Annotated in this window: 16 protein-coding genes; 10 read left to right on the forward strand and 6 right to left on the reverse strand. The window is 72.4% G+C overall.

Annotated features, from left to right (window positions below; translation table 11 throughout):
- Positions 1–664 precede the first annotated feature (664 nt).
- A complete protein-coding gene (locus tag J2S44_RS23670; protein ID WP_310417944.1) occupies positions 665–2,239 on the forward strand; it encodes a sensor histidine kinase in 1,575 nt (524 codons plus the stop codon).
- Positions 2,240–2,297: 58 nt separating this feature from the next.
- Here J2S44_RS23670 and J2S44_RS23675 read toward each other — a convergent pair whose 3' ends face one another.
- The 3 genes from J2S44_RS23675 to eccB form a co-directional block, all read right to left on the reverse strand.
- Positions 2,298–3,596 carry a hypothetical protein gene (locus J2S44_RS23675; RefSeq protein WP_310417947.1) on the reverse strand — a complete coding sequence of 433 codons (1,299 nt, stop codon included), beginning with the start codon at positions 3,594–3,596 and terminating at the stop codon, positions 2,298–2,300.
- On the reverse strand, positions 3,589–3,963 hold the full coding sequence (locus J2S44_RS23680) for a DUF2563 family protein (RefSeq protein ID WP_310417950.1): 375 nt from the start codon (positions 3,961–3,963) through the stop codon (positions 3,589–3,591). Before J2S44_RS23680 ends, J2S44_RS23675 begins: the two co-directional genes overlap by 8 nt.
- Before the next feature lie 209 nt (positions 3,964–4,172).
- Positions 4,173–5,588, reverse strand: a complete 1,416-nt coding sequence (eccB, locus tag J2S44_RS23685; protein ID WP_310417953.1) for a type VII secretion protein EccB — start codon at positions 5,586–5,588, stop codon at positions 4,173–4,175.
- 139 nt (positions 5,589–5,727) lie between these two features.
- Here eccB and J2S44_RS23690 point away from each other — a divergent pair, with 139 nt between their 5' ends.
- Both J2S44_RS23690 and J2S44_RS23695 read left to right on the forward strand, forming a co-directional pair.
- Positions 5,728–6,924: a type VII secretion protein EccE gene (locus J2S44_RS23690; protein WP_310417957.1), complete on the forward strand. Its 1,197-nt coding sequence runs from the start codon at positions 5,728–5,730 to the stop codon at positions 6,922–6,924.
- Entirely contained in the window at positions 6,921–7,622 is a 702-nt protein-coding gene (locus tag J2S44_RS23695) for a hypothetical protein (RefSeq protein ID WP_310417959.1), read from the forward strand. Before J2S44_RS23690 ends, J2S44_RS23695 begins: the two co-directional genes overlap by 4 nt.
- Before the next feature lie 211 nt (positions 7,623–7,833).
- On the opposite strand, the gene eccD is transcribed toward J2S44_RS23695, so the two are convergent.
- Entirely contained in the window at positions 7,834–9,195 is a 1,362-nt protein-coding gene (eccD, locus tag J2S44_RS23700; protein ID WP_310417962.1) for a type VII secretion integral membrane protein EccD, read from the reverse strand.
- A gap of 168 nt (positions 9,196–9,363) precedes the next feature.
- Between eccD and eccCa the strand changes: the two genes are divergently transcribed.
- The 4 genes from eccCa (at position 9,364) to J2S44_RS23720 (ending at position 15,566) form a co-directional block, all read left to right on the forward strand.
- Positions 9,364–13,314: a type VII secretion protein EccCa gene (gene eccCa, locus J2S44_RS23705; protein WP_310417965.1), complete on the forward strand. Its 3,951-nt coding sequence runs from the start codon at positions 9,364–9,366 to the stop codon at positions 13,312–13,314.
- A gap of 201 nt (positions 13,315–13,515) precedes the next feature.
- Positions 13,516–13,830, forward strand: coding sequence for a WXG100 family type VII secretion target (locus J2S44_RS23710; RefSeq protein WP_310417969.1), 315 nt, complete (start codon positions 13,516–13,518; stop codon positions 13,828–13,830).
- 26 nt (positions 13,831–13,856) lie between these two features.
- On the forward strand, positions 13,857–14,138 hold the full coding sequence (locus tag J2S44_RS23715) for a WXG100 family type VII secretion target (protein ID WP_310417972.1): 282 nt from the start codon (positions 13,857–13,859) through the stop codon (positions 14,136–14,138).
- A gap of 108 nt (positions 14,139–14,246) precedes the next feature.
- Positions 14,247–15,566 (forward strand): S8 family serine peptidase, encoded by a 1,320-nt coding sequence (locus tag J2S44_RS23720; protein ID WP_310417975.1) that lies wholly within the window; start codon positions 14,247–14,249, stop codon positions 15,564–15,566.
- Between the two features lie 32 nt (positions 15,567–15,598).
- Here J2S44_RS23720 and mycP read toward each other — a convergent pair whose 3' ends face one another.
- On the reverse strand, positions 15,599–16,789 hold the full coding sequence (gene mycP, locus J2S44_RS23725) for a type VII secretion-associated serine protease mycosin (RefSeq protein ID WP_310417978.1): 1,191 nt from the start codon (positions 16,787–16,789) through the stop codon (positions 15,599–15,601).
- 378 nt (positions 16,790–17,167) lie between these two features.
- Here mycP and J2S44_RS23730 point away from each other — a divergent pair, with 378 nt between their 5' ends.
- The 3 genes from J2S44_RS23730 to J2S44_RS23740 all read left to right on the forward strand — a co-directional run bounded on the left by J2S44_RS23730 (position 17,168) and on the right by J2S44_RS23740 (position 20,722).
- Positions 17,168–18,868, forward strand: coding sequence for a nitrite/sulfite reductase (locus J2S44_RS23730; protein ID WP_310417980.1), 1,701 nt, complete (start codon positions 17,168–17,170; stop codon positions 18,866–18,868).
- A gap of 220 nt (positions 18,869–19,088) precedes the next feature.
- Positions 19,089–19,835, forward strand: a complete 747-nt coding sequence (locus J2S44_RS23735; RefSeq protein ID WP_310429883.1) for a phosphoadenylyl-sulfate reductase — start codon at positions 19,089–19,091, stop codon at positions 19,833–19,835.
- Positions 19,817–20,722, forward strand: coding sequence for a sirohydrochlorin chelatase (locus J2S44_RS23740; protein ID WP_310417982.1), 906 nt, complete (start codon positions 19,817–19,819; stop codon positions 20,720–20,722). Before J2S44_RS23735 ends, J2S44_RS23740 begins: the two co-directional genes overlap by 19 nt.
- A 988-nt stretch (positions 20,723–21,710) precedes the next feature.
- Here the strand turns inward: J2S44_RS23740 and J2S44_RS23745 are convergent.
- On the reverse strand, positions 21,711–21,965 hold the full coding sequence (locus tag J2S44_RS23745) for a WhiB family transcriptional regulator (protein ID WP_033345527.1): 255 nt from the start codon (positions 21,963–21,965) through the stop codon (positions 21,711–21,713).
- Positions 21,966–22,391: the final 426 nt, after the last annotated feature.

Below are 22,391 nucleotides of genomic sequence, written 5' to 3' on the forward strand. Positions count from 1 at the left end.
TCAAACCCTTGATCTCCCGCTCCCCGGGTGGTCGCTCCCCGAGTGCTCCCGCGGGCAAACCTGGCCGAGTGCTCCGGCTCCGCCGGCGCTCCGCTCCGCACGCGGCGCCGGAGCCGGCCGGGTGGGCGGCCGCTACGAACCGCGACCTCCGCCGCCGTCACGCCACGCCACGCGTCCCCGGCCCCCGGCTCACCAACCCGGGGGCCGCCGCGCGCCGCCGCCGTTCCGCCCCGGCCGGGACCGCAAGCTGCCGGCCGGTCCGTGGGTGTCGGCAGGGTTCGCGATCGTCGGCCCCGACCGAGGGTCGACGGCCCAGATCGCGGGTCGACAGCCCAGATCGCGGCTGCCGGCTGAGGTCAGGGGCTGCCAGCCAGGGGCTGCCAACCGGAAGCCGTCGGCCGGAAGCCGCTGGTCGCGGGGACGCCGGTCAGTGGCCGCCGGTCGCGGGGGACGCCGGTTGCCGGGGTGGCGGTGTGGGTTGTCGTGGGCCGACGCGGAACCGGCAGGGAGGAGCGCCAGCGACGACCGGGGCCCGCGGGAGCAGTGGGGAAGTGGCCACGCCGGAAGCGGGAAAACGGCTCTTCGCTCTTGAGCTCTCCGGCCGGGTGGCCGTGGGGACGTGACTGTGCCCTGGGCGGAAACGTGATTGTGAAAGGCTAGTGGCGTGTCCACGCTGCGCGACCTCGTCGAGGAGCACACCAAGCTCTCCTCCGCCGACATCGACCACCTGCACCGGCTCGCCGGCGACTGGCAACTGCTGTCCGATCTGTCCTTCGCCGACCTGTTGCTCTGGGTGCCCGTCGGTGACCGGAGCACGGCGCGGTCGTTCCTCTGCGTGGCGCAGGTGCGGCCGACCACCGGGCCGACGGCGTACCTGGACGACCAGGTCGGGCGGATCATCGGCGGGGCCGAGGTCGCGCACCTGGTGATAGCGCACCACCAGGGGCGCATCTGGCGGGAGGGCGATCCGGTCTGGTACGGGGAGACGCCCGCCCGGCACGAGGCGATCCCGGTGCGGACCCGGGACGACGACGGCGAGCCCGGCGACGTCATCGCGATCATCGGCCGGGACACCAACCTCTCCACCGCCCGCACGCCCAGTCAGCTGGAGCTGAACTACCTGACCACGGCGGACGACCTGGCGCAGATGGTGGCGGACGGCACGTTCCCGCCGGCCCGGCACCCGGGGGAGACCACGTCCGCGCCGCGCGTCGGAGACGGGCTGATCCGGCTCGCGGCCAGCGGCCGGGTCACCTACGCCAGCCCGAACGCGCAGTCCGCGTACCGGCGGCTGGGTTTCTCCTCGCACCTGGTCGGCGAGGACCTGCCGGCGCTGACCGGCCGCCTGGCCCGGGACCCGCTGGACGGCACGGACATCACCGCGAAGATGCTCTCCGCGCTGCGCGGCGAGTCGCCGGCCCGGCGTGAGATGGAGGCGCGCGGCGCGACCGTGCTGCTGCGCGCGCTGCCGCTGATGCCGGCCGGCGTGCCGATCGGCGCGCTGGTGCTGGTCCGCGACGTGACCGAGGTGCGCCGGCGGGACCGCGCGCTGGTCACCAAGGACGCCACGATCCGGGAGATCCACCACCGGGTCAAGAACAACCTGCAGACCGTGGCCGCGTTGCTGCGACTCCAGGCCCGCCGGGTGGACAGCGCGTCCGCGAAGTCCGCGCTGGAGGAGTCGGTGCGCCGGGTCGCGTCGATCGCGCTGGTGCACGAGACGCTGTCGATGACCGGCAACGGCAACGAGACCGTGGAGTTCGACGGCATCCTGGACCGGGTCGCGACCGCGGCCACCGAGGTCGCGGCCACCGACTTCACGGTCGCCATCCGGCGCGAGGGCAGCTTCGGCGTGCTCGCCGCGGAGACCGCGACCAGCCTGGTCATGGTGCTGAACGAACTGCTGATCAACGCGGTCGAGCACGGCTTCCCGGCGCGCGAGGAGGACGGGGCGGACCCGGGCGAGCTCACCGTCCCGGAGGGCAACGCGGAGCCGGTCGGCGAGGTGGTGGTCACGGTCGTGCGGCAGCGCAAGCAGCTGCTGATCACCGTGGCGGACAACGGCCAGGGCCTGCCGGACGGCTTCGTGGACGGGCGGGACGGCCGGCTCGGCCTGCAGATCGTGCGCTCGCTGGCCACCGGTGAGCTGCGCGGCACGATCGAGCTGCGCAACCGGGACGGCGGCGGCACCGAGGCGGCGTTGACCGTGCCGCTCGGCAAGCCGGGCACGGGGCAGTAGCGGTTACGCGGGCGAGGCGCCATCCGGACCGGATGACGCCTCGCTCACGCGTGGTCGGTCAGCGACCGCCGAGGACCGGCGGGGGAGCGGAGCCGTCCTGGCCCCACACCATGTCGTCCTCGGTCAGCCAGGTGGTGCGCTCGTCCGCGTCGTCGTCCTCGCCGGTCAGGCCACGGCCGCCGGCCGCGCTCTGGGCGCCCTTGGCACCGGCCGCGTTGCGGTTCTGCAGGCCGTGGTGGCCGTCCACGCCGCCGACGCCCTGCCGGGGCACGCCCAGCCGGTCCTTGCCGGCGCCGGCCGTGCCGGTGCCCTTGCCGCCCGCGCCCGCACCGGTGTTGCCACCCGGCTTCATGGCCGAGGAACCGGTGCCGCCGCCCGGACGTGCCGCGGACTGGCCGCCGTTGCCGAGACCCAGCGCGCCCGCGGCGAGACCGCCCGCACCCGCGGCGAGACCGCCGAGTGCGAGGCCGCCACCGCCGAAGTTGTCGCCGATCCCGCCACCGCCACCGCCGCCACCGCCACCGGTGCCGAGGCCCGGGGTGGCGGCGCTGAGGCCGGTGCCGTTCCCGCCGTTCCCGCTGCCGCCGGTGACGCCGGAGAGCGAGGTCGACGGACCGGTGCCGGTGGTGGTGCCGGGGTCGCCCGCCGTGCCGGTGTCCGAGACCCGCGACGGGCTGTCCGGCGCGTCGGCCCGGCCGGTGCCGGTCCCCGAACCGCTGCCGGTGCCGGTCAGTCCGCTGACGTGGGTCGCGCCCGGCCCGCGCGTGTTGCCGGGGCCGTCGTTGTCGACCGAGCCGGGCAGGTCCGCCGGGGGCGGCGGCGGGGTGACCCCGCCGCCGGCCCAGGACAGCTGGTAGTCGCTGGCGAGGTTGGAGATCAGCTCGACGGTGCGCGCCTTGGCCTTCTCCCGCTGCTCCTCGTCGCGGTTGTGGCCCCAGACCGCGCCGACCACCGCACCGGGCACGCCGGCCACGGCGCCGCCGGTGAGCGCGCCGCCCCAGGTGCTGGTGTTGTCGTCGGTGTCCGCCGGGTCGTCCACCTTGGCCTGGGCGGTCTTCAGGTCGGCCGCGAACGAGGTGAGCGCGAGCTTGACCTCACCGGCCAGATTCGCGTTGTCCGAGGCGAACGTGGCGATCACGGTCACCCGGCGGCTGAACTCGTCGCCGGAGTCGCTGTTCCACTTCTCGTTCAGCGCGGCGAGGTCGCGGGTCAGCGCGGCCGAGATGTCGTCGAGCGTGCTGGACACCGTGCTCCAGTCCGCGCTCGCCGCCTCGACCGAGGCCGGGTCGCCGTTCTGCAGCTGGTTGTAGAGAGTCTCGTGGCTCTCGCCCTCGTAGTACGACCTCAGGTCAGACATTGCCCGTTCCTCGCAGCGGTGCGGCCAGGTCGCCAACGGTCGACGCGATCTCGTCGGCGCTCACCCGGTTGAGCTCCTCGGTCGTGGTGTAGTTACGCAGGATCTCGGCCGTCGCGGTCTGTGCCGCGACGATCGCGGTGCGCAGCCGGCGCGCGTTCGCGAGGTGCTGCGACTGCAGGCTCGCGTAGTTCGCGCTGATTCTCGCCGCGTGGTGGAACGTGCCGACCGCCAGCGGCGCGCTCAGCCGGTTGTTGAGCACGTTGATCACGTGATCGGCCTCGCTGAGCCGCTGTCTGAGCTGGTCCTGGAACTCTTGCAGTGAATCGACGTCTACAGTGGTGTTTCCACCGCGAGCAGCCGGACTCATGACCGTTCGCCTCCCCGTCCATAGCGAAATTCGATTCGGCTGGCCTGTGCGGGACGACGGTGGTTCGGACGTCGACGCATCACACGTCGACGCATCACACATCACGCATCGACGAACAGCCACATCGACGAACCACCGCGGCGACCCCGAAGTGCCAGCGTAACCAATGGATGCACGCCGTTGCAGGGGCCGCCCGTCCGGTGTCCGAACTATCCGGTTGTCGCCGTGCTCGTCACGCTTCGGCGCGCGAGTGCGATGTCCAGCGGCGGTCCGGCCGGGATCAGATCGATCAGAGCGGCCGGCACCGGCGAGGCGGACGCCCCTCCGTAGCCGAGCGCTGTCTTGGCGTCACCGTCGTTGGTGCCCAGCGCGAACATCTGGCCCAGGTCGGTGAGCAGGAACACCGTGGATCCCGGCGCGGCCGTGCCGTCCGGCAGCACCGGCTGGAGCAGCGCGCCGGTGCCGCCGGTCACCAGCACCCGGTCCACCGTGGCGGTCGCGCCGCGGGCCGCCGAGTCGGTGCCGTCCTCCAGGCCCACGGCCAGCTCGGCCGGACGCGTCGGGTACACCTCCACGGTGTTCCGGTTGGTGCCCACGTCGTAGAAGTCGCAGATCGCGCCGTTGCTGGTGGGGGTCACGGTCTGGCTCAGCCGCGGCATGTCGGACGGGAAGCCGTCCGGCTCCACCCGCGTCGTCGCCTGCCGCCGGTCCGCCTCCTGCGCGGTGGTGTCCCGCACCTCCGCGCCGCTGTCCTGGAACAGCCGCGCCATCAGGTTCCCGACCGGGGCCAGGCCGGACTCGGCCAGCACGTAGAACCGGTCGCCGACCTTGAACACGGTGCCGACCGTCGCGGTCCGGCCGTCCACCGGCTCGTCGGCCGGCGTGCCCTGGCCGGGCAGTTGCGCCGGCTTCAGGTCCGGGCCGGCCGGGATCGCGTTGACCAGTTCCTCGGCCACCTCGATCGAGTCGCCCTCGTCCAGGCCGACCAGCGTGGGACTCGGCACGGTCAGCCGGGTGTTGTTCCACACCAGGTAGAACACCGCGTCCTTGGTACGCGGGTCGCCGACGTGCACCAGCAGCCCCTCGTCACCGGGGAGCGTGGCCGCGCCGGTCAGCGACCGGTCCACCACCAGGCTGCTCACCGGCGCGTCGCCCTCGGACGCGGTCCGGTTCGAGCAGACCCGCCAGGTCGAGCCGGACAGGTTCTTCGGGTTCGGCAGCGCGTCCGGCGCGTTCATGATCCCGACGGTCCGGCCGCGCGGCAGTTCCCGCAGCGCGCCGGCCGACACACGGCGGATCTCCGGCGCCTCCTCGGCGAGGATCAGCCGGGCGGACGCGTAGTTCGTCACCGGGAACAGCTTGTCCCGGGTGTACACGTACGTCGCGCCGGACTCCTTGTCGATGACCAGCGTGTCGTTCGCCAGCGGCGCCTTGTTCTCGGTCAGCAGCCCGTACGCGCCGAACACGCCCAGCACGATCGCTCCCACCAGCACGCTGCCGACCAGGGCCAGCCCGAGTCGCCGCATCGGCAGATCATTGGTCTCGGGCTCACCGGAGACCATCGCCGATACGATGCGGCGGGTGACGAAGCGGTACGCCTGGACCTGATCTCGGCGGGTACGCATGCACAATCCTCCTGAAACGGTGCCGCGTCCGCCACGGGTTCCTGCGGTGTCGCGCGCGTCCCTACGATAAGGGTCCGCCGGTAGGGCCGGGGGACCTGCGGTGCGCCGCGGGACCGCGAGGCGAGAAGGGCACACGGGGATGACAGTTACCGACACGAGGCGACGAGGCGCGCCACCGCTGCCGGCCGAACGCCGGCGCGGCCACCTGGGCGGTCTGTCCGTCGCCCAGCTCGTCTGCGTCGAGGTGGCCGTCGTGGCCGTGCTCGCGTCGCTCGGCGGCCCGGTCTGGGCGCCGGCCGTGGCCGGAGTCCTCGCGGTCGTGCTGCTGGTCCTCGCGTTCGCCCGGCGGAAGAACCGCTGGTGGTTCGAGCACCGGGTGGTCAGCCGCCGGTTCCGGGACCGGGCCCGCGCCGCCGCCGCGAGCCCCGGCCGGGAGCTGGCCGCGCTCGCACCCGGCCTGGCCGTCACCGAGATCCGTGAGCGGGGCACGCCGATCGGCATCGGGCGCGACGACATGGGCTGGTTCGTGGCGCTGGCCGTGACCGCCGGCGACGACGCCGCCACCGCCGACGTCGGCCTCGGCGTCGACCGGATCGGGCGGATCCTCGCCGAGTCCGCGCTGCCGGTCTCCGCGTTGCAGGTGGTCACGCATCTCGTACCGGCGCCGACCTCGTTCCTCGACCACGCGGCGCCGGCCGTCCAGTCGTACCGGGAGCTGCTCGGCGGTCTCCCCGTCCCGGCCGACTCCCGGGTCTGGGTCGCGGCCCGGCTGCGCCCCGCCGACGCGCTCTCGGCCAGCGCCAGCCGCGGCGGCGGACCCGACGGTGTGCACCGCGCGCTCGCCGCGCTGCTCGGCCGGATCGGCAAGACGCTGGACAGTGCCGGCTTCGTCGCCGCGCCGCTCACCGCGACGGAGCTGACCGCGGCGGTCGCCACCGTGGCCGGTCTGACCGGCGCCGCCGTCACCGGCGACGGCACCGGTGCCGGGCCGGCCGTCCAGCGGGAGAACTGGGCGGGCTGGCAGGGCACGGAGGCGGTGCACGTGGGCTACCTCGCCACCCGGCTCTCACCGTCCGGTCTGTCCGTGGCCGCCCGCCGTCTCACCGAGGTCGGCGCGCTGGCCGCCACCGTCGCGGTCGTCCTCAACCGGCAGCCGGACGGCGACTTGCGCATGCAGGCCATAGTCGACGTCGCCGCGCGCGCCACCAACACGGCGGAGACGCTGTCCGCGGTCGTCGGGGTCTTCAACCAGTGCGGCATCCAGCTCCGCCGGCTCGACGGACAGCACGCCGCGGCGATCTACGCGACCGCGCCGACCGGAGGAGCGATCGGATGACCCAGTTGCACGCCGTCACCGGCCGGTTCACCACGGAACCGGACGGCCTCGCCGCGCTCACCACCCCGGTGCCCCGCGGCGGCCTGCTGCTCGGCCGGGACCGCAACGGCAAGCCGGTCCCGCTGGAGGTCTTCGGCCCGTCCGGTGTCGATGTGGCGCTCGTCGGCAACTGGTGGGCCGCGCGCCTGATCGTCTTCCGCGCGCTCGCGCTGGGCGCCCGCGTGGTGGTCAGCTCGCACACGCCGGACCAGTGGCAGAACCTCGGCCAGTGGGCCACCGGCCGGCCGGACCGGCTGATGCTGGTGCACGGCCTGGCGAACCCGGGTTCCATCCCGTCCGGCACCGCGATCCAGCCGATCCTGCACGTGGTCGACGTGCACCCGGAGGCCGCGGAGGTGGCGCTCCAGCAGCCGCTGCAGCCGTGGCAGGCCCGGCTGACCGTGGTCCAGCAGCTGGTCCCGGCCGCCGGGACCATCCTGCGCGCCGCGACGTTCGCCGTCGTGCAGCGACTCAACGCCACGGAGGCCACGGTGGGTGCGGCTCCGCTGCGGCTCACCGGCCGGGACGTCAAGCTGTTCCAGCGGTTGAACGTCGACATGGCGGTGCTGCTGGGGACCGGGCCGGAGGCGCAGTACTTCTGGTTCACGCCGACCAGCATCGAGAAGCAGAACCTCGGCGCGGCCCCGCGCCGGACCTGACCGGCACGCTGCCGGCTCCCGCCCGGCCCGGCCGGTAGGTCGGGCCCGGGCGGGGCCGGAACCGCGCGGACCTCGGCACCGGACAGCTCCGGCGCCGCGGACCAGACCGGCAGTTCCGGTGGGCCGGGACCAGCAGGGAGGAGCGCCGGCGACGACCGGTGCCCGCGGGAGCATGCGGGACGGGCGCCGCCGGAAGCGGGAAAATCGGGTTTCAGGCGGTAATCGTGGTGATCCAGGTGTAGAGCCCGCAGACCCACGCCGCCAGCGGGACGACCGCCAGGATCAGGAGGATCTCCGCGATGTCCAGGAGACGGCCCCAGATCGGCGCGATCCGCTTGCCCGCGACGGAGAGCCCGTAGATCAGGGAGATCGCCGCGACCAGGATCAGCCCGCCGAGGACCAGGCCGAGCCGGGCGGCCCAGCCACCCCAGCCGAAGACGGCGAACGCGGTGAGGATCAGGCCCGCGCCGCCGGCGAGCAGCGACGGGAGGCGCTCGCGGCGGCTCGGGTACGGACGGGCGCGCAGCAGCAGGAGCAGCGCGAGCACCAGGCAGAGAAGGACGGCGCCGAGCCGGCCGTCGACGGCGAGGATGATCTCGGCGCCGAACACGATGGCGGAGACGGTCCAGATCAGGGCGGTCAGGAACTCGTCGGCGCGCTCGCTGAGCTGCAGGACGCGGCGGCCGTCGACGGACTCGTCGTCGGCCTTGAGGTCGTCGGGGCCGGTCGGGATGGACGGGACCGGCACGCGGGCGAGACGGTACGACATCATCGGCAGCGCCGGGTGGAACGCGAAGACGACGGCGGCCACGATCGCGGCGGCGGAGGCGGCGGAGAGGCCGGCCAGGACGCAGACGGCCGCGCCGAGCGCGAGCGCGACACCGGCGGCGGCGGAGCCGAGGAACAGCGGTGTCGCATAGCCGACCGCGAGCGTGCCGATCACACCGAGGATCAGCAGCACGGCCGCGCCGAGCAGCATGTGCGGGGCGCCGAGCGCGGTGAGCGGGGTGTCGCCGGCGAGCAGCAGCGTGCCGCCGACGGTGCCGAAGACGAGGCTGACGCCGGCCACCACGGCGCCGCTGCGGCCGTCGCCGGCCGCGCGGGACAGCAGCGTCGCGGTGAGCATGAGCAGTGCGGCGACGGCGAGCGCGGCGGCACCGCCGGGCAGGTGCGGCGGGCCGCTGAAGAGCACGCCGAGCGCGCCGGCGAGCAGCGCGGCGGCCGCGAAGCCGACCGAGAAACGCCTGGTCATGGCCGCGTCCCAGCGGCCCTCGCGGTTCTGCGTGGCGGTGGCGACCGCGTCGACGATGTCGTCGAAGACCACCTCGGGGCGGGCGGCGGCGCGCGGCGTGAAGTAGAGCATCTCGCCGTCGCGGATCTCCAGCTCGACCGCGGTGCGCGAGCTGTCCAGCGGCTTGCCGCCGAGCCGGGCCAGCGCCCAGCCGCCCTGGGCGGCGCCCTGGTCGGCGACGTCCTCGCCGGCGTGCCGCAGCACGGTCGGCAGCAGGTCGGCCAACGGCACGTCCGAGGGCAGCGCGAGATCGAGCCGCGTCCTGGGCGCGACGATCGTCACCCTGCTGCTTCCGCTGGCTGTGGCTGCCAAGGTTGCCTCCCCGTGGATCCAAGGCACGCACGTTTCGTGAGGAGCGTACCTACGATGACGAACGCTAGGATGCCCACCCGACGCCAGCCTCGCTGAGGGCGGCGTCCGACGGGGGAACTTCGGGGAGGCGAGACGCGGATGAGTACGGTGCTGTTCCGGCGGCCACCGCGGCGGCAGGGACCACAGCTGCCCAGGGGTGAGGTGCTCCTGGAGTCGCCGCCCGAGCTGCCGGAGGAGCTGCCCAAGGGCCTCGGCCAGCTGATGATGATCCTGCCGATGCTCTGCGGCGTGGGCGCGATGGCGTTCCTCTACGCGGGGCGTCAGGGCGGGACCCTGATGTGGGTGGCGGGTGGCCTGTTCGGCGTCTCGATGCTCGGCATGGCGGTCGGCCAGCTCGGCGGCAACAACGACAAGGCCGAGCTGAACGCGGACCGCCGGGACTACATGCGGTACCTGGCGCAGGTGCGCAAGCGGACCCGGCGCGCGGCCGAGCAGCAGCGGGCCGCGACCACCTGGAAGCACCCGGAGTCGGACGCGCTCTTCTCGTTCGCGGCGTCCCGGCGGATGTGGGAACGGCGGGTCACCGAGGACGACTTCGGCGAGGTCCGGGTCGCGCTCGGCCCGCAGCAGCTGGCCGTGCAGATCGTCACGCCGGAGACGAAGCCGGTCGAGGACCTGGAGCCGATGTCCGCGATCGCGCTGCGCCGGTTCGTCAAGTCCCACTCGGTGGTGCCGGACCTGCCGATCGCGCTGTCCATCCGCGCGTTCAGCCGGATCGTGCTGCGCGGTGACCGGGAGCCGACGCTGGGCCTGACCCGCGCGATGATCGGTCAGCTGGCCACGTTCCAGGCACCGGACGACCTGATGATCGCCGTGGTGGCCGCGCCGGACCGGGCCGCGAGCTGGGACTGGACCAAGTGGCTGCCGCACGCGCAGCACCCGCGCCGCAACGACGCCGCCGGGTCCCGGCGGATGGTGTTCAGCACGCTGCTCGCGGCCGAGCAGATGCTGGCCGAGGAGCTGGCCAGCCGGCCCCGGTTCAGCCCGGACGCGAAGCCGTTGACCTCGCTGCCGCACGTGCTGATCGTGCTGGACGGCGGTGAGGTGTCGGCGAACTGCCAGCTGTACGGCCAGGCGCTGCTCGGCACCACCGTGGTCGACCTGTCCGGTGCGGTGCCCCGGGATGCCGGCCGCTGGCTGCTCTGCCTGGACGTGTCGGCCGACTCGGTCGAGGTGTTCCGCGGCAAGTCGAGCACGCACCTGGGCAAGCCGGACCGGCTGACCCTGGTGCAGGCGGAGGCGCTGGCCCGGCAGTTGTCGCCGTACCGGCTGTCCCAGCAGAGCGCGGCCACGTCGGAGGAGCCGCTGGCCCGCAGCATGGAACTGCCGGACCTGCTCGGCATCGGCGACGCCGCGGGCGTGGACGTGAACCAGACGTGGCGGGAGCGCCCGCACCGGGACCGGCTGCGGATCCCGGTGGGGCTCGGCCCGGACGGCAACGTGGTGGAGCTGGACTTCAAGGAGTCCGCGCACGAGGGCATGGGCCCGCACGGCCTGATCATCGGTGCGACCGGTTCCGGCAAGTCGGAGCTGCTGCGCACGATCGTGGGCGCGCTCGCGGTCACCCACTCGTCGGCGGAGCTGAACTTCGTGCTGGTCGACTTCAAGGGTGGCGCCACGTTCGCGTCGCTGGACGCGCTGCCGCACACCTCCGCGGTGATCACCAACCTGGAGGACGAGCTCCCGCTGGTCGACCGCATGAAGGACGCGCTGGCCGGTGAGATGACGCGCCGGCAGGAGGTGCTGCGCGCGGCGGGCAACTACGTGTCCCGGTTCGACTACGAGAAGGCGCGGGCGGCCGGCGAGGAGCTGGACCCGATGCCCAGCCTCCTGATCATCTGTGACGAGTTCAGCGAGCTGCTGCAGCAGAAGCCGGACTTCATCGACCTGTTCGTCATGATCGGCCGGCTGGGCCGGTCGCTCGGCGTGCACCTGCTGCTCGCGTCGCAGCGCCTGGAGGAGGGCAAGCTGCGCGGTCTGGACACGCACCTGTCGTACCGGATCGGTCTGCGCACGTTCTCCGCGGTCGAGTCCCGGATCGTGCTGGGCGTGCCGGACGCGTACGAGCTGCCGAACGCGCCCGGTCACGGCTACCTCAAGTCGGACACGTCCACCATGCTGCGGTTCCGCGCCGCGTACGTGTCCGGCCCGTACAAGCCGCCGGGCCGCGCGGTGCGCTCGCAGGCCGTGGTGCAGCGCCAGATCCTCGAGTACGGCACCGAGTTCGTCCCGGTGCCGGAGATCTCCGAACAGATGATCATGGTTGAGGAGGAGGAAGAGGGCATCGGCCGGCAGCAGAGCATGCTGGACGTGCTGATCGAGCAGCTGCAGGGCCGCGGCCCGGAGGCGCACAAGGTGTGGCTGGAGCCGCTCGGCGTGCCGCCGACGATCGACGCGATGCTGCCGCCGCTCACCCCGGACCCGGTGTACGGCCTGTCGCCGGCCGCCTGGCGGAACGCGGCGAAGCTGATGGTCCCGGTCGGCATCGTCGACCGGCCGTACGAGCAGCGCCGCGACCCGCTGGTGGCGGACCTGTCCGGCGCGGGCGGCAACGTGGTCATCGTGGGCGGCCCGCGGTCCGGCAAGAGCACGATCCTGCGGTCGCTGCTGATGTCGCTGGCGGTCACCCACTCGCCGCGCGAGGTGCAGTTCATGTGCCTGGACTTCGGCGGCGGCGCGCTGCGGGCGCTGGACGGCCTGCCGCACCTCTCCGGCGTGGCGGGCCGCCGCGACGGCGAGGCGGTGCGCCGGACCGTGGCCGAGGTGATGTCGCTGATCGACGAGCGCGAGGCGCGGTTCACCGCGATGGGCATCGACTCGATCAGCACGTACCGGCGGCGGCAGGCGAACGGCGAGGTGCCGGACGACCTGTTCGGCGACCTGTTCCTGGTGGTGGACGGCTGGGGCACGCTCCGCGAGGACTACGAGGAGCTGGAACAGACGATCATGATGCTGGCCCAGCGCGGTCTGGGCTACGGCGTGCACGTGGTGCTGACCGCGGCCCGCTGGTCCGAGGTCCGGATCAAGATGCGCGACCTGCTGGGTACGCGACTGGAGCTGCGCCTCGGCGACGCCAACGAGTCCGAGATCGACCGCAGGGCCGCGGCGAACGTGCCGGAGCGCTCGCCCGGCCGCGGTCTGACCCGGGACAAGCTGCACTTCCTGGCCGCGATCTCCCGGCTGGACGGCAAGTCGCAGCTGGACGACCTGGCCGAGGCGACCGCGTCCGCGGTGGAGCAGATCCGGGCGGCCTGGCCGCACGCACCGGCGCCGAAGGTGCGTCTGCTGCCGCGTCTGCTGCCGGTCGCCGAGCTGAACCGGATGGTCGACCCGTCGGCGCCCGGCCTGCCGCTCGGCGTCAACGAGGCCAGCCTGGCCCCGGTGCTGCTGGACACGGCCGGTGAGCCGCACCTGGTGATCTACGGCGACGCGGAGTGCGGCAAGACCAACCTGCTGCGGCTGATCGGCCGGCAGATCACCGAGCGGTTCACACCGGCCCAGGCGCGGATCGTGATCGGTGACTACCGGCGCGGCCTGCTCGGCGCGATCGAGGGCGACCACCTGCTCGACTACTCGCCGTCAGGCGAGGTGTTCGCGACGAACATGAAGCAGATCCGGGGCGCGCTGCAGGCCCGCATCCCCGGCCCGGACGTGACACCGCAGCAGCTGCGGGACCGGTCCTGGTGGCGCGGCCCGGACCTGTACGTACTGGTCGACGACTACGACCTGGTGGCCACCGGTGGCAGCAACCCGCTGAGCGCGATCACCGACCTGTTGCCGCAGGCACGGGACATCGGCCTGCACCTGATCCTGGCACGCCGGGTGGGCGGTGCCGCCCGGGCCGGCTACGAGCAGGTGCTGCAGCGGCTCCGCGAGCTGGACACCCCGACGTTGCTGATGTCCGGCAACAAGGAGGAGGGCCAGATCGTCGGCAATCTGCGACCAAGCCCACAGCCGCCGGGCCGGGGGACGCTGGTGCGCCGGCGCGACGGACAGAACTTGATCCAAACTGCCTGGACAGAGCCTTAGGAAGACATTTTGCCCCGACGGCGAAGTCCGATAAAAACGTCTAAATTGGACATATCGTCGTCGGGGCCCCGGCCATGGCTGTAAGCACTGGACCTGGTGCGTTACCGTCAAGGCCAAGTGTCCGTCGGTGGGGTTTCAGACGCCGCCGCGGGGGAGGCGCAGCGACTGGCTGCACTAACGATGACGAAGGGGTGAGTGACCATGGCGGGCCCGTTCGAGGTCGATCACGCGACACTGCATACCGCTGCGAATGACGTGCGGTCCACGCGGAGTGAGGTCGACGGCGAGCTGAAGAAGCTCTGGAATGTGGTGGACGACCTGGCCATCGCCTGGCAGGGTTCCGCGTCCACCGGCTTCCAGCAGCTGATGAATCGCTGGTCGGAGGACACCAACAAGCTCCAGGAGGCGCTGAACAACATCGCTGACCTGCTGGACAAGTCGGGCACCACGCACCAGGTGAACGATGAGGAGCAGCAGCAGATGCTGAACAAGTTCCAGTCGGCTCTCAACGGCTGAATCAGCGCGAAGGTAGGAGTGACGTCATGAGCGTTGTGAAAGTTGACTACGCGGTTCTCGAGAGCTCGACGCAGCAGATCAACTCGATCTCGAAGAGCATCGACGAGAAGCTGGACACGCTGCGGCAGATGCTGCAGAAGCTCCAGTGGGACGGTGAGGACCGGGTCGCCTACGAGCAGCACCAGGCCTCCTGGGACGCGGCCGTCCGCGACATCAACCAGATCCTGAACGACATCGGTGGCGCCGTCGGCGTCGCCAAGGAGAACTACGTCTCCACCGAGATGTCGAACGCCCGCGTCTGGAGCTGACCTCTACGGAGGAGGCCCGGTTCGGTGATCACCGGGCCGGGCCTTTCGGTTCGTGCGGAGGACGCGCCCTCTGGTCGACGGCGCGTGGAACGACGGGGAAAGGGCTCGATGAGGTTCGCGTCGGCACTGGCCACCGCGATGGTCCTGGGCGGCACCGTCCTGCTGCCACCGGGAGCGGCGCAGGCCGCGGCACCGCAGACCATCGGTGAGTACCAGAAGTGGTACTACGACGACTATCTGAAGATCCCGGAGGTGCAGCGGGCCGCCGGCAGCAAGGGCAAGGGCGTCACGATCGCGCTGATCGACAGCGGGGTGGACACCAGCCGGCCCGACCTGCGGGGCGCCGACCTCAAGGACGGCGGCGGCTACGGCAACTCGGGCGCGGGCAAGAGCGGGCTGACGGACGACGGCTTCCACGGCACCGCGATGGCCAGCATCATCGCCGGCCAGGGCACGGGCGACGACAGGATCAAGGGGATCGCGCCGGAGGCCACGGTGCTGTCCATCTCGGTCGGCAGCGAGAGCCAGGGCAAGACCACCTACTCGGAGGCGATCCGGGCCGCGGTGGACCAGGGCGCCGACGTGATCAACATGTCGATCACCCGGTACAACAACACCGGCGACCTCACGTACATCAACCCGCTCGACCGCGAGGCCGCGGCGTACGCGCTCGGCAAGGGCGTGATCATCGTGGCCGGTGCGGGGAACACCGAGCAGACCGGCCCGGTGATCAGCCCGCCGGCCAACATCCCGGGCGTGCTCGCGGTCACCGGCCTGGACCAGAACGGCGAGTTCTGGACCGGCAGCGCGACCGGCGCGGAGGCCGGCATCGCCGCACCCGCCACGGAGATCTTCGTGGCCCAGCCCGAGGAGTACGGCACCGACGGGTACGGCCGCAGCAGCGGCACCAGCGCGGCCACCGCGATCGTGTCCGGCGTCGCCGCGCTGGTCAAGGCGAAGCACCCGGACCTGGACGCGACGAACCTGATCAACAGGCTGACCGCGACCGCGCGGGACGAGGGCACGCCGGGCCGCGACGCGCAGTACGGCTTCGGCACCATCGACGCGCTCGCCGCGGTGAGCGCGGACGTGCCGGCGGTGACCGCGAACCCGGTCGGCAACCCGATGGACGGCACCACCGGTGACGCCGCCCCGGCCGCGGACGACAGCTCACCGCTCAGCGGCTACCTGTGGATCGCGGTGGCGGTCGCGGTCGCGGTGGTCCTGCTGATCGTGGTCGTCGCGGTGGCCGCGAGCCGTCGCGGACGCCCGGCCACTCCCGGCCCCGGCTACGCCGCACCCGGCTACCAGCCGCCACCCGGACACCAGCCGCCACCCGGGTACCAGCCGCCCGGTCCCGGCTATCCGCCGCCCGGTCAGCAGCCGCCGGGTTATCCGCAGCAGCCACCGCCGCCGGGCTATCGCTGAGAGTTCGAGGGGTACGGGTCCTCCCGTACCCCTCAGGCGTTGTTGTGGTCCGGGCGCCAGCCGTTGCGGCGGCCGCGCCGGACCAGCGGCGCACCGGCCAGCAGCGCGACCGCCAGCACCAGCACGATCGCGATCGCCCACAGCGCCACCAGCCGGGCCGTGGCCGCCGGATCCGCCGGCTCGCCGACCGGGGTGACGCCGGCCGCCGGGCGCGGCGACTTCTCGCTGAACACCGCCGTGATCGCCAGGTACGGGTTGACCACGCCGGTGCCGACCTCCTCGTCCCGGCCCAGCGGCGGCGCGTCCGTGGTGGCCAGCAGCCGCTCCCGGACCTCCTTCGCCGGCATGTCCGGGAAGTACGAGCGGATCAGCGCGACCGTGCCGGAGGCGTACGCGGCGGCGAAGCTGGTGCCGCCCTCGTTCTGGAAGAAGTACTTGTCACCGGTCGGCGCCGGGCCGAACAGGTTGAAACCGGGCGCCGCGACGTCCACGAACGAGCCCCGCACGGACGAGCCCACGTGCTTGCCGGCCTCGTCGACACCGGCCACGGCCACCACCGTCTCGTACGCCGCCGGGAAGACCGTGCTGCTCTGGCTCTGCCCCTCCTGGAGGTTGCCGGCGGCCGCGACCACCACCACGTCGCGCTGCTCCGCGTACGCGATGGCGGCCCGCATCGCCTCGGTGTCCTCGGTCTCCAGCGACAGGTTGATGACGTCGACGTCCTGGTCCACCGCGAACTCGATCGCCTGCGCGATGCGGCCCGGCGCGGACTCGTCGTCGGAGAACCCGATCTCGTCGAGCACCCGCAGCGGCAGGACCGTGGCGTCCGGCGCGATGCCGGAGAACGCCGCGTCCACGCCGTCGCGGCCGGCGATGATGCCGGCCACCACGGTGCCGTGCCCGGCCAGGTCGCACTGGCCGTCGAAGTCCTGGAAGCCGAAGTCCCGCCCGGCGACGACCTTGCCGTCCAGCACCGGGTGGTCACCGTTCACGCCGGAATCGATCACCGCGACCGTGATGCCGGCACCGCGGCTGAGCGGCCAGGCGGTCTCCGGTGCGAGCCGGTCCAGCGCCCAGCCGCGCTGCGCGGGCGGGTCGCTGCCCTCGCCGCCGCCGCAGGGCACGGCGGCGTGGGCGGTGCCGGGCAGCCCGAGCGGCACGGGCGCGACGAGCAGCGCGGCCAGCGTGAGCCGCGCGAGACGACGGGGGAACGTGAAACTCACGGCCCGAGACTATCGGCTGGTCGCCAGCGCGCACGGACGTGGATGAACACGGTGTTACGGCGTGACGGTAACCACAGCGTAACCGGCATCTGGGACGGCCGGCTCCGACCCTGGCCGGGGGCCGGACGATGTGGCAGCATGATGGGCGTGACTACCGCCGCGAACCGTGCCGTGACGCTGGGGCTGACGTCCCGCCGTCACGTCGACTACGGCCGCGTGCGCAGCGCCATCTGTCCGGCCTGCTGACCTCGCCCCGCACCTTTCTGCCTGGGCGTGCATACGGCGGTCCCTGACGATGACGTCGCTGTCCCTGGATGATCCGGGGTGGCCGCCGTGCCTGCGCGTCCTTCCACACGAGTTACACCGGAGGACGCCGCGATGGCGGTTAGCACCACACCCACGACCGGCGGCAACGCCCGCCCCGCCCGCCGCCCGCGCGGTGAGGGCCAATGGGCGCTGGGTCACCGTGAACCGCTGAACCCCAACGAGCGCACGAAGAAGGACGACAACCCGCTCAACGTCCGCGCCCGGATCGAGAACATCTACGCCCACCGCGGGTTCGACTCGATCGACCCGGCCGACCTGCGCGGCCGGTTCCGCTGGTGGGGGCTCTACACGCAGCGCAAGGCCGGCATCGACGGCGGGCGCACCGCCGTGCTGGAGCCGGAGGAGCTCGAGGACAAGTACTTCATGCTCCGCGTCCGGGTGGACGGCGGTCAGCTCAGCCTCGCCCAGCTGCGGGTGATCGCGGACATCTCCGAGCGGTACGGCCGCGGCAGCGCGGACATCACCGACCGGCAGAACATCCAGCTGCACTGGATCCGGGTCGAGGACGTGCCCGCGATCTGGAAGGCGCTGGAGGACGTCGGGCTCTCCACCACCGAGGCGTGCGGCGACTGCCCGCGCGTGGTGATGGGCAGCCCGGTCGCCGGGGTCTCCGCGGCCGAGGTGATCGACCCGACGCCGGCGATCGACGAGATCGTCGAGCGCTTCATCGGCGACCCGGCGTACTCGAACCTGCCGCGCAAGTTCAAGTCGTCGATCTCCTGGCTGGCCGACATGCCGTACGAGGTGAACGACATCTCGTTCCTCGGCGTGGTCCACCCGGAGCACGGCCCCGGCTTCGACCTCTGGGTCGGCGGCGGCCTCTCGACGAACCCGATGCTGGCCCGGCGCCTCGGCGTCTGGGTGCCGCTGGCCGAGCTGGCCGACGTCTGGGAGGGCGTGGTCGGCATCTTCCGCGACTACGGCTACCGCCGGCTCCGGCACCGCGCGCGGCTGAAGTTCCTGGTCAACGACTGGGGCGTGGAGAAGTTCCGCGAGGTGCTGGAGAAGGAGTACCTCGGCCGCGCACTGCTCGACGGCCCGGCGCCGGAGCTGCCGGAGAAGCCGATCGACCACATCGGCGTGCACGCGCAGGCGGACGGCAACCGGTACGTCGGCGCCGCGCCGGTCGTCGGGCGGACCTCCGGCGAGCAGCTGCGGAAGCTGGCCGACGTGGTCGAGGCGCACGGCAGCGGCCGGGTGCGGCTGACCGCGTACCAGAAGCTGCTGGTGTTGGACATCGCGCCGGAGAAGGTGGACTCGCTGGTCAGCGGGCTGCGCGAGATCGGCCTGGAGTCGTTCCCGTCGGTCTGGCGCCGCTCGACCATGGCGTGCACCGGCATCGAGTACTGCAAGCTCGCGATCGTCGAGACCAAGGCCCGCGGCCAGCAGCTGGTCGAGCGGCTGGAGCAGCGGCTCGGCGACCTCGCGGGCGAGGACATCTCCATCCACATCAACGGCTGCCCGAACGCCTGCGCCCGCACCCAGATCGCGGACATCGGGCTAAAGGGCCAGCTGGTGATGGGGCCGGAGGGCAAGCAGGTGGAGGGCTTCCAGGTCCACCTCGGCGGCGGACTGGGCATGGCCGAGGGGCAGAAGGCCGGCTTCGGCCGCAAGCTGCGCGGTCTGAAGACCACCGCGGACGAGCTTCCCGAGTACGTGGAGCGGCTGACCCGGCGCTACCTGGCCGGCCGCACGGACGGCGAGCGGTTCGCCGACTGGGTCGTGAGGGTCGAGGAGGACGAGCTTCGATGAGCGAACGTGCCGCACCCCTGTACTGCCCGTACTGCGGGGACGAGGACCTTCGCCCGCACGAGGAGTCGCACGGCGCCTGGGAGTGCCGTTCCTGCGTGCGCGTATTTTCCATCAAGTTCATCGGAATACTCCGAGAGGCGGTGGAGACCCGATGAGCCCGATATCCGCGGCCGGTCTCGGCCTGATCAAGGTCGACGCGGCACCGCAGCTGTCGGCCACCATGTCGGCGCTGGTCGCGCCGGTCGCTCCGGAACCCGCGCCGGCCGAGGAGGCACGGCGCACCCCGGAGGAGCTCAAGGCGATCGCGGCCGAGGGCAACAGGCTGCTGGAGGGCGCGCCGGCCGAGGAGATCGCGCGCTGGGCCGCCGAGACGTTCGGTGACCGGTTCTGCGTCACCAGCTCGATGGCGGACGCGGTCCTCGCGCACATCGTGTCCCGCGTGAACCCCGGCGTCGACGTCGTCTTCCTCGACACCGGCCTGCACTTCCCGGAGACGCTCAAGGTGCGCGACATCGTGGCCGCGACGCTGCCGGTGAACGTGCGCTCGGTCCGCCCCCGGCTCACGGTCGGCCAGCAGGACGGCGAGTACGGCCCGCGGCTGTTCAACCGCGCGCCGGACGAGTGCTGCTTCATCCGCAAGGTCGAACCGCTCAACCGCGCGCTCGCCGGCTACGACGCGTGGGCGGCCGGGCTGCGCCGCGACGAGTCGCCGACCCGGGCGAACACGCCGATCGTCGGCTTCGACCCGAAGAAGGGCAAGGTGAAGGTCAACCCGATCGCCACCTGGTCCCAGGCGGACGTCGACCGGTACATCGCGCGCTGGAACGTGCCGGTCAACGAGCTGTTCCGCAAGGGCTACACGTCGATCGGGTGCTGGCCGTGCACCCGGCGCACCAAGGCGGGCGAGGACCCGCGCGCCGGCCGCTGGGCGATGTTCGAGAAGACCGAATGCGGACTCCACCTCTGAGCACCGAGGCGGCGCCGCGCACCGACGACACCGCGCTGGTCCTGGTCGCACACGGCAGCCGGGACCCGCGCGCGGCCAACGCCACCCGCGCGCTGGTCCGCGCGGTCGCGGCGCTGCGCCCCGGCCTGGACGTGCGGGCGTCCTACCTGGACCACGCCGGCCCACGGCCGGGCGAGGTGCTGACCGCGCTGGAGGCCGCCGGGTACGCGCGGGCGATCCTGGTGCCGCTGCTGCTCACCGCGGCGTACCACGGCCGGGTCGACATGCCCGAGGTGCTGCGCACGGCACGGGCCGAAGGGCTACGGATGCCGGCCGCGATCAGCGAGGTGATCGGCCCGTTCGACGGCGTGGTCCCCGACCTGCTCCTCGCCGGCCTGCTGCACCGCCTCGGCGAGGTCACCGACCTCCCACCCCTCCACGGGTACGGTCGCGCGCACCCACCCGAGACGGCGGGTCACCGGGCGCCGGAAGCCGAGGGCCGGGAGCCGGCGAAGGCCGGCATCGGGGTGCCGGACCCCGGGTTCGACGCGGTCGTGCTGGCCGCCGCGGGCACGAACGACGCGACCGCGCGCGGCACGGTGGCGCAGGCCGCGGTCGCGCTCGGTGACCTGTTGGGCGTGCCGTGCACGGTCGCCTACGCGTCCGCGTCCGCACCGACCGGGGCCGAGGCCGTGGCCGCGCTGCGGACCGCGGGGGCGCGCCGGATCGCAATCGCCGGATACTTCCTGGCGCCGGGCCGGCTCTACGACACGGTGGTCGAGTCGGCGCGATCGGCCGGGGGAGTTGTGGCGGTCGCGCCGCCGCTCACGGACGCGCGGGACATCGCGCGGCTGGTGCTGTCCCGGGCGGACGCGGTCACCGTGCCCAGCACGGCACTGGCGGCGTGACTCCCACCGCGCGCCGTTCGCGGCGCGACGAATCTGCGTCGCGCCGCCTCGGCCGCCACTGCCGTTGAGGTAGTTGCCGCGCTCGGCCGCCGCTGGTGTCGGGGAGCCGTTGTGCTTCGGCCTCCGCTGTTTGTCGGGATAGCCGTTGTGCTTCGGCCGCCGCTGTTGTGGGGAAAGCCGTGGCGCTCGGCCGCCGCTGTTGCTGGGTTGACCCCGGGCTGCTTCGGCCGCAGCTGCCGTTGCGGTCGCCGTGGTGCTTCGCCCGCTGCCGCCGTTGGGATAGCCGTGGCTGCCCCGCCAGCCGTAACGGCAGAGCTCGGTCGGCGCTTGCCGTGGAGGTGGCGGCATCCGGAGCGTCGCTCGCTGCCGTGGAGGCAGGGGCGTTCAGCGGAGTCCGCCGACCGTCACCGTTGGGCGGCTGCGAACGGCGCGGCTACGCGGTGTCGCGAGCCCGCGACGCCTCATGAGGTGTCGGGTGCGGCAGCGGCGGCGACAGGTGCGCGGGTTTCTCGCGGCACGACATTTGCCGCTAAGGCGAAGCACGTAGTGCTGCTTCGACGGCATACCGTTCCGTTTGCTGTCACCCGCGAACGACATATCGGGTCCGCGGCCGCCAACAGCCCTACGGCCGCCATCGGGTCCGCAGCCGTCATCAGGTCCGCAGCCGCCATCGGGTCCGCGGCCCAACACCGGGTCCGCGGCTCAACATCAGGCCGCGACCGACAGGAAGCGTGCGTACCGAGGCCGGTTACCTGCCCCCGCGAGGGACGCCGCGCGGTGACGTCCGCACGGGAGAACCGGGGCGGGGAGTCGTCTCTGCCGGACCGGGTGCGCCGCATCCGTACCATAGGGCGATTTTCGGGTTTTTCGGGTTTAAAGCGGTCCTCGCCTGGGCATTCGGGCCGCGATGAACCGCGCCGCCGTCGACCTCGCACAGCAGAACGCCCCGGGAGGGGTGCTCCCGGGGCGTGCAGCGTGTGTGGGTGGTTCAGGCGGAGTGAGCGCGGACCCGCAGGCCGCCGCGACGCTTGACGGCGCGCCGCTCCTCTTCACTCATTCCGCCCCAGACGCCCGCGTCCTGACCCGACTCGAGCGCCCAGGCAAGGCACTCCTCGGTCACGGGGCAGCGCCGGCAAACCGACTTGGCCTGCTCGACCTGCAGGAGCGCCGGGCCGGACGTCCCGATCGGGAAGAACAGCTCAGGGTCCTCGTCGCGGCAGACAGAATCGTGGCGCCAGTCCATGGCGGCAACACTCCTTGTTCTTCGGATCGGCTTCAGTGAATGCGTATTACCTATTACTTATGCGCGCGCGGCGTTGATCGCGACGGTGTGCAGCCATCGGCCAACAGTGCGTGAGCAGGCGTTTGGGGAGCCCTCGGGTGTGGCGGAGTGGTCGCACTGCGTGCGCCTACCGGCAACATCCGCGTAACTCTTTTCGCTTGTGAATGCTTTCACGAACTCCGGCAAAGTCAAGAGGCGCGCTCCGAAAAAGTTGGGAGCGGTGAGCTAGCTCACGACCTCTTTGTCCGAATTTCGGTCTTCCTCCGACACCCGGCACGCGACAGTCAAAAGTCAATGTAGTACGGTCCCCGCCGCATTGCCGTCATTTCCGGCCCGGTTTCTTGTGCTGGCTGCCACGACCGCGATCTGTTGGATCTAGGTCTCTCA

Origin of the sequence: Catenuloplanes niger, assembly GCF_031458255.1 — a bacterium.
GTDB lineage: Bacteria > Actinomycetota > Actinomycetes > Mycobacteriales > Micromonosporaceae > Catenuloplanes > Catenuloplanes niger.

Excerpts from the sequence above, each read along its gene's own strand:
- J2S44_RS23710 (WP_310417969.1), top strand. The coding sequence starts at position 13,516 with ATGGCGGGCCCGTTCGAGGTCGATCACGCGACACTGCATACCGCTGCG.
- J2S44_RS23715 (WP_310417972.1), top strand. The coding sequence starts at position 13,857 with ATGAGCGTTGTGAAAGTTGACTACGCGGTTCTCGAGAGCTCGACGCAG.
- J2S44_RS23695 (WP_310417959.1), top strand. The coding sequence starts at position 6,921 with ATGACCCAGTTGCACGCCGTCACCGGCCGGTTCACCACGGAACCGGAC.
- J2S44_RS23675 (WP_310417947.1), bottom strand. The coding sequence starts at position 3,596 with ATGTCTGACCTGAGGTCGTACTACGAGGGCGAGAGCCACGAGACTCTC.
- eccB (WP_310417953.1), bottom strand. The coding sequence starts at position 5,588 with ATGCGTACCCGCCGAGATCAGGTCCAGGCGTACCGCTTCGTCACCCGC.
- J2S44_RS23720 (WP_310417975.1), top strand. The coding sequence starts at position 14,247 with ATGAGGTTCGCGTCGGCACTGGCCACCGCGATGGTCCTGGGCGGCACC.
- J2S44_RS23690 (WP_310417957.1), top strand. The coding sequence starts at position 5,728 with ATGACAGTTACCGACACGAGGCGACGAGGCGCGCCACCGCTGCCGGCC.
- J2S44_RS23735 (WP_310429883.1), top strand. The coding sequence starts at position 19,089 with ATGTCGGCGCTGGTCGCGCCGGTCGCTCCGGAACCCGCGCCGGCCGAG.
- J2S44_RS23745 (WP_033345527.1), bottom strand. The coding sequence starts at position 21,965 with ATGGACTGGCGCCACGATTCTGTCTGCCGCGACGAGGACCCTGAGCTG.
- eccCa (WP_310417965.1), top strand. The coding sequence starts at position 9,364 with ATGAGTACGGTGCTGTTCCGGCGGCCACCGCGGCGGCAGGGACCACAG.
- J2S44_RS23740 (WP_310417982.1), top strand. The coding sequence starts at position 19,817 with ATGCGGACTCCACCTCTGAGCACCGAGGCGGCGCCGCGCACCGACGAC.
- J2S44_RS23730 (WP_310417980.1), top strand. The coding sequence starts at position 17,168 with ATGGCGGTTAGCACCACACCCACGACCGGCGGCAACGCCCGCCCCGCC.
- J2S44_RS23680 (WP_310417950.1), bottom strand. The coding sequence starts at position 3,963 with ATGAGTCCGGCTGCTCGCGGTGGAAACACCACTGTAGACGTCGATTCA.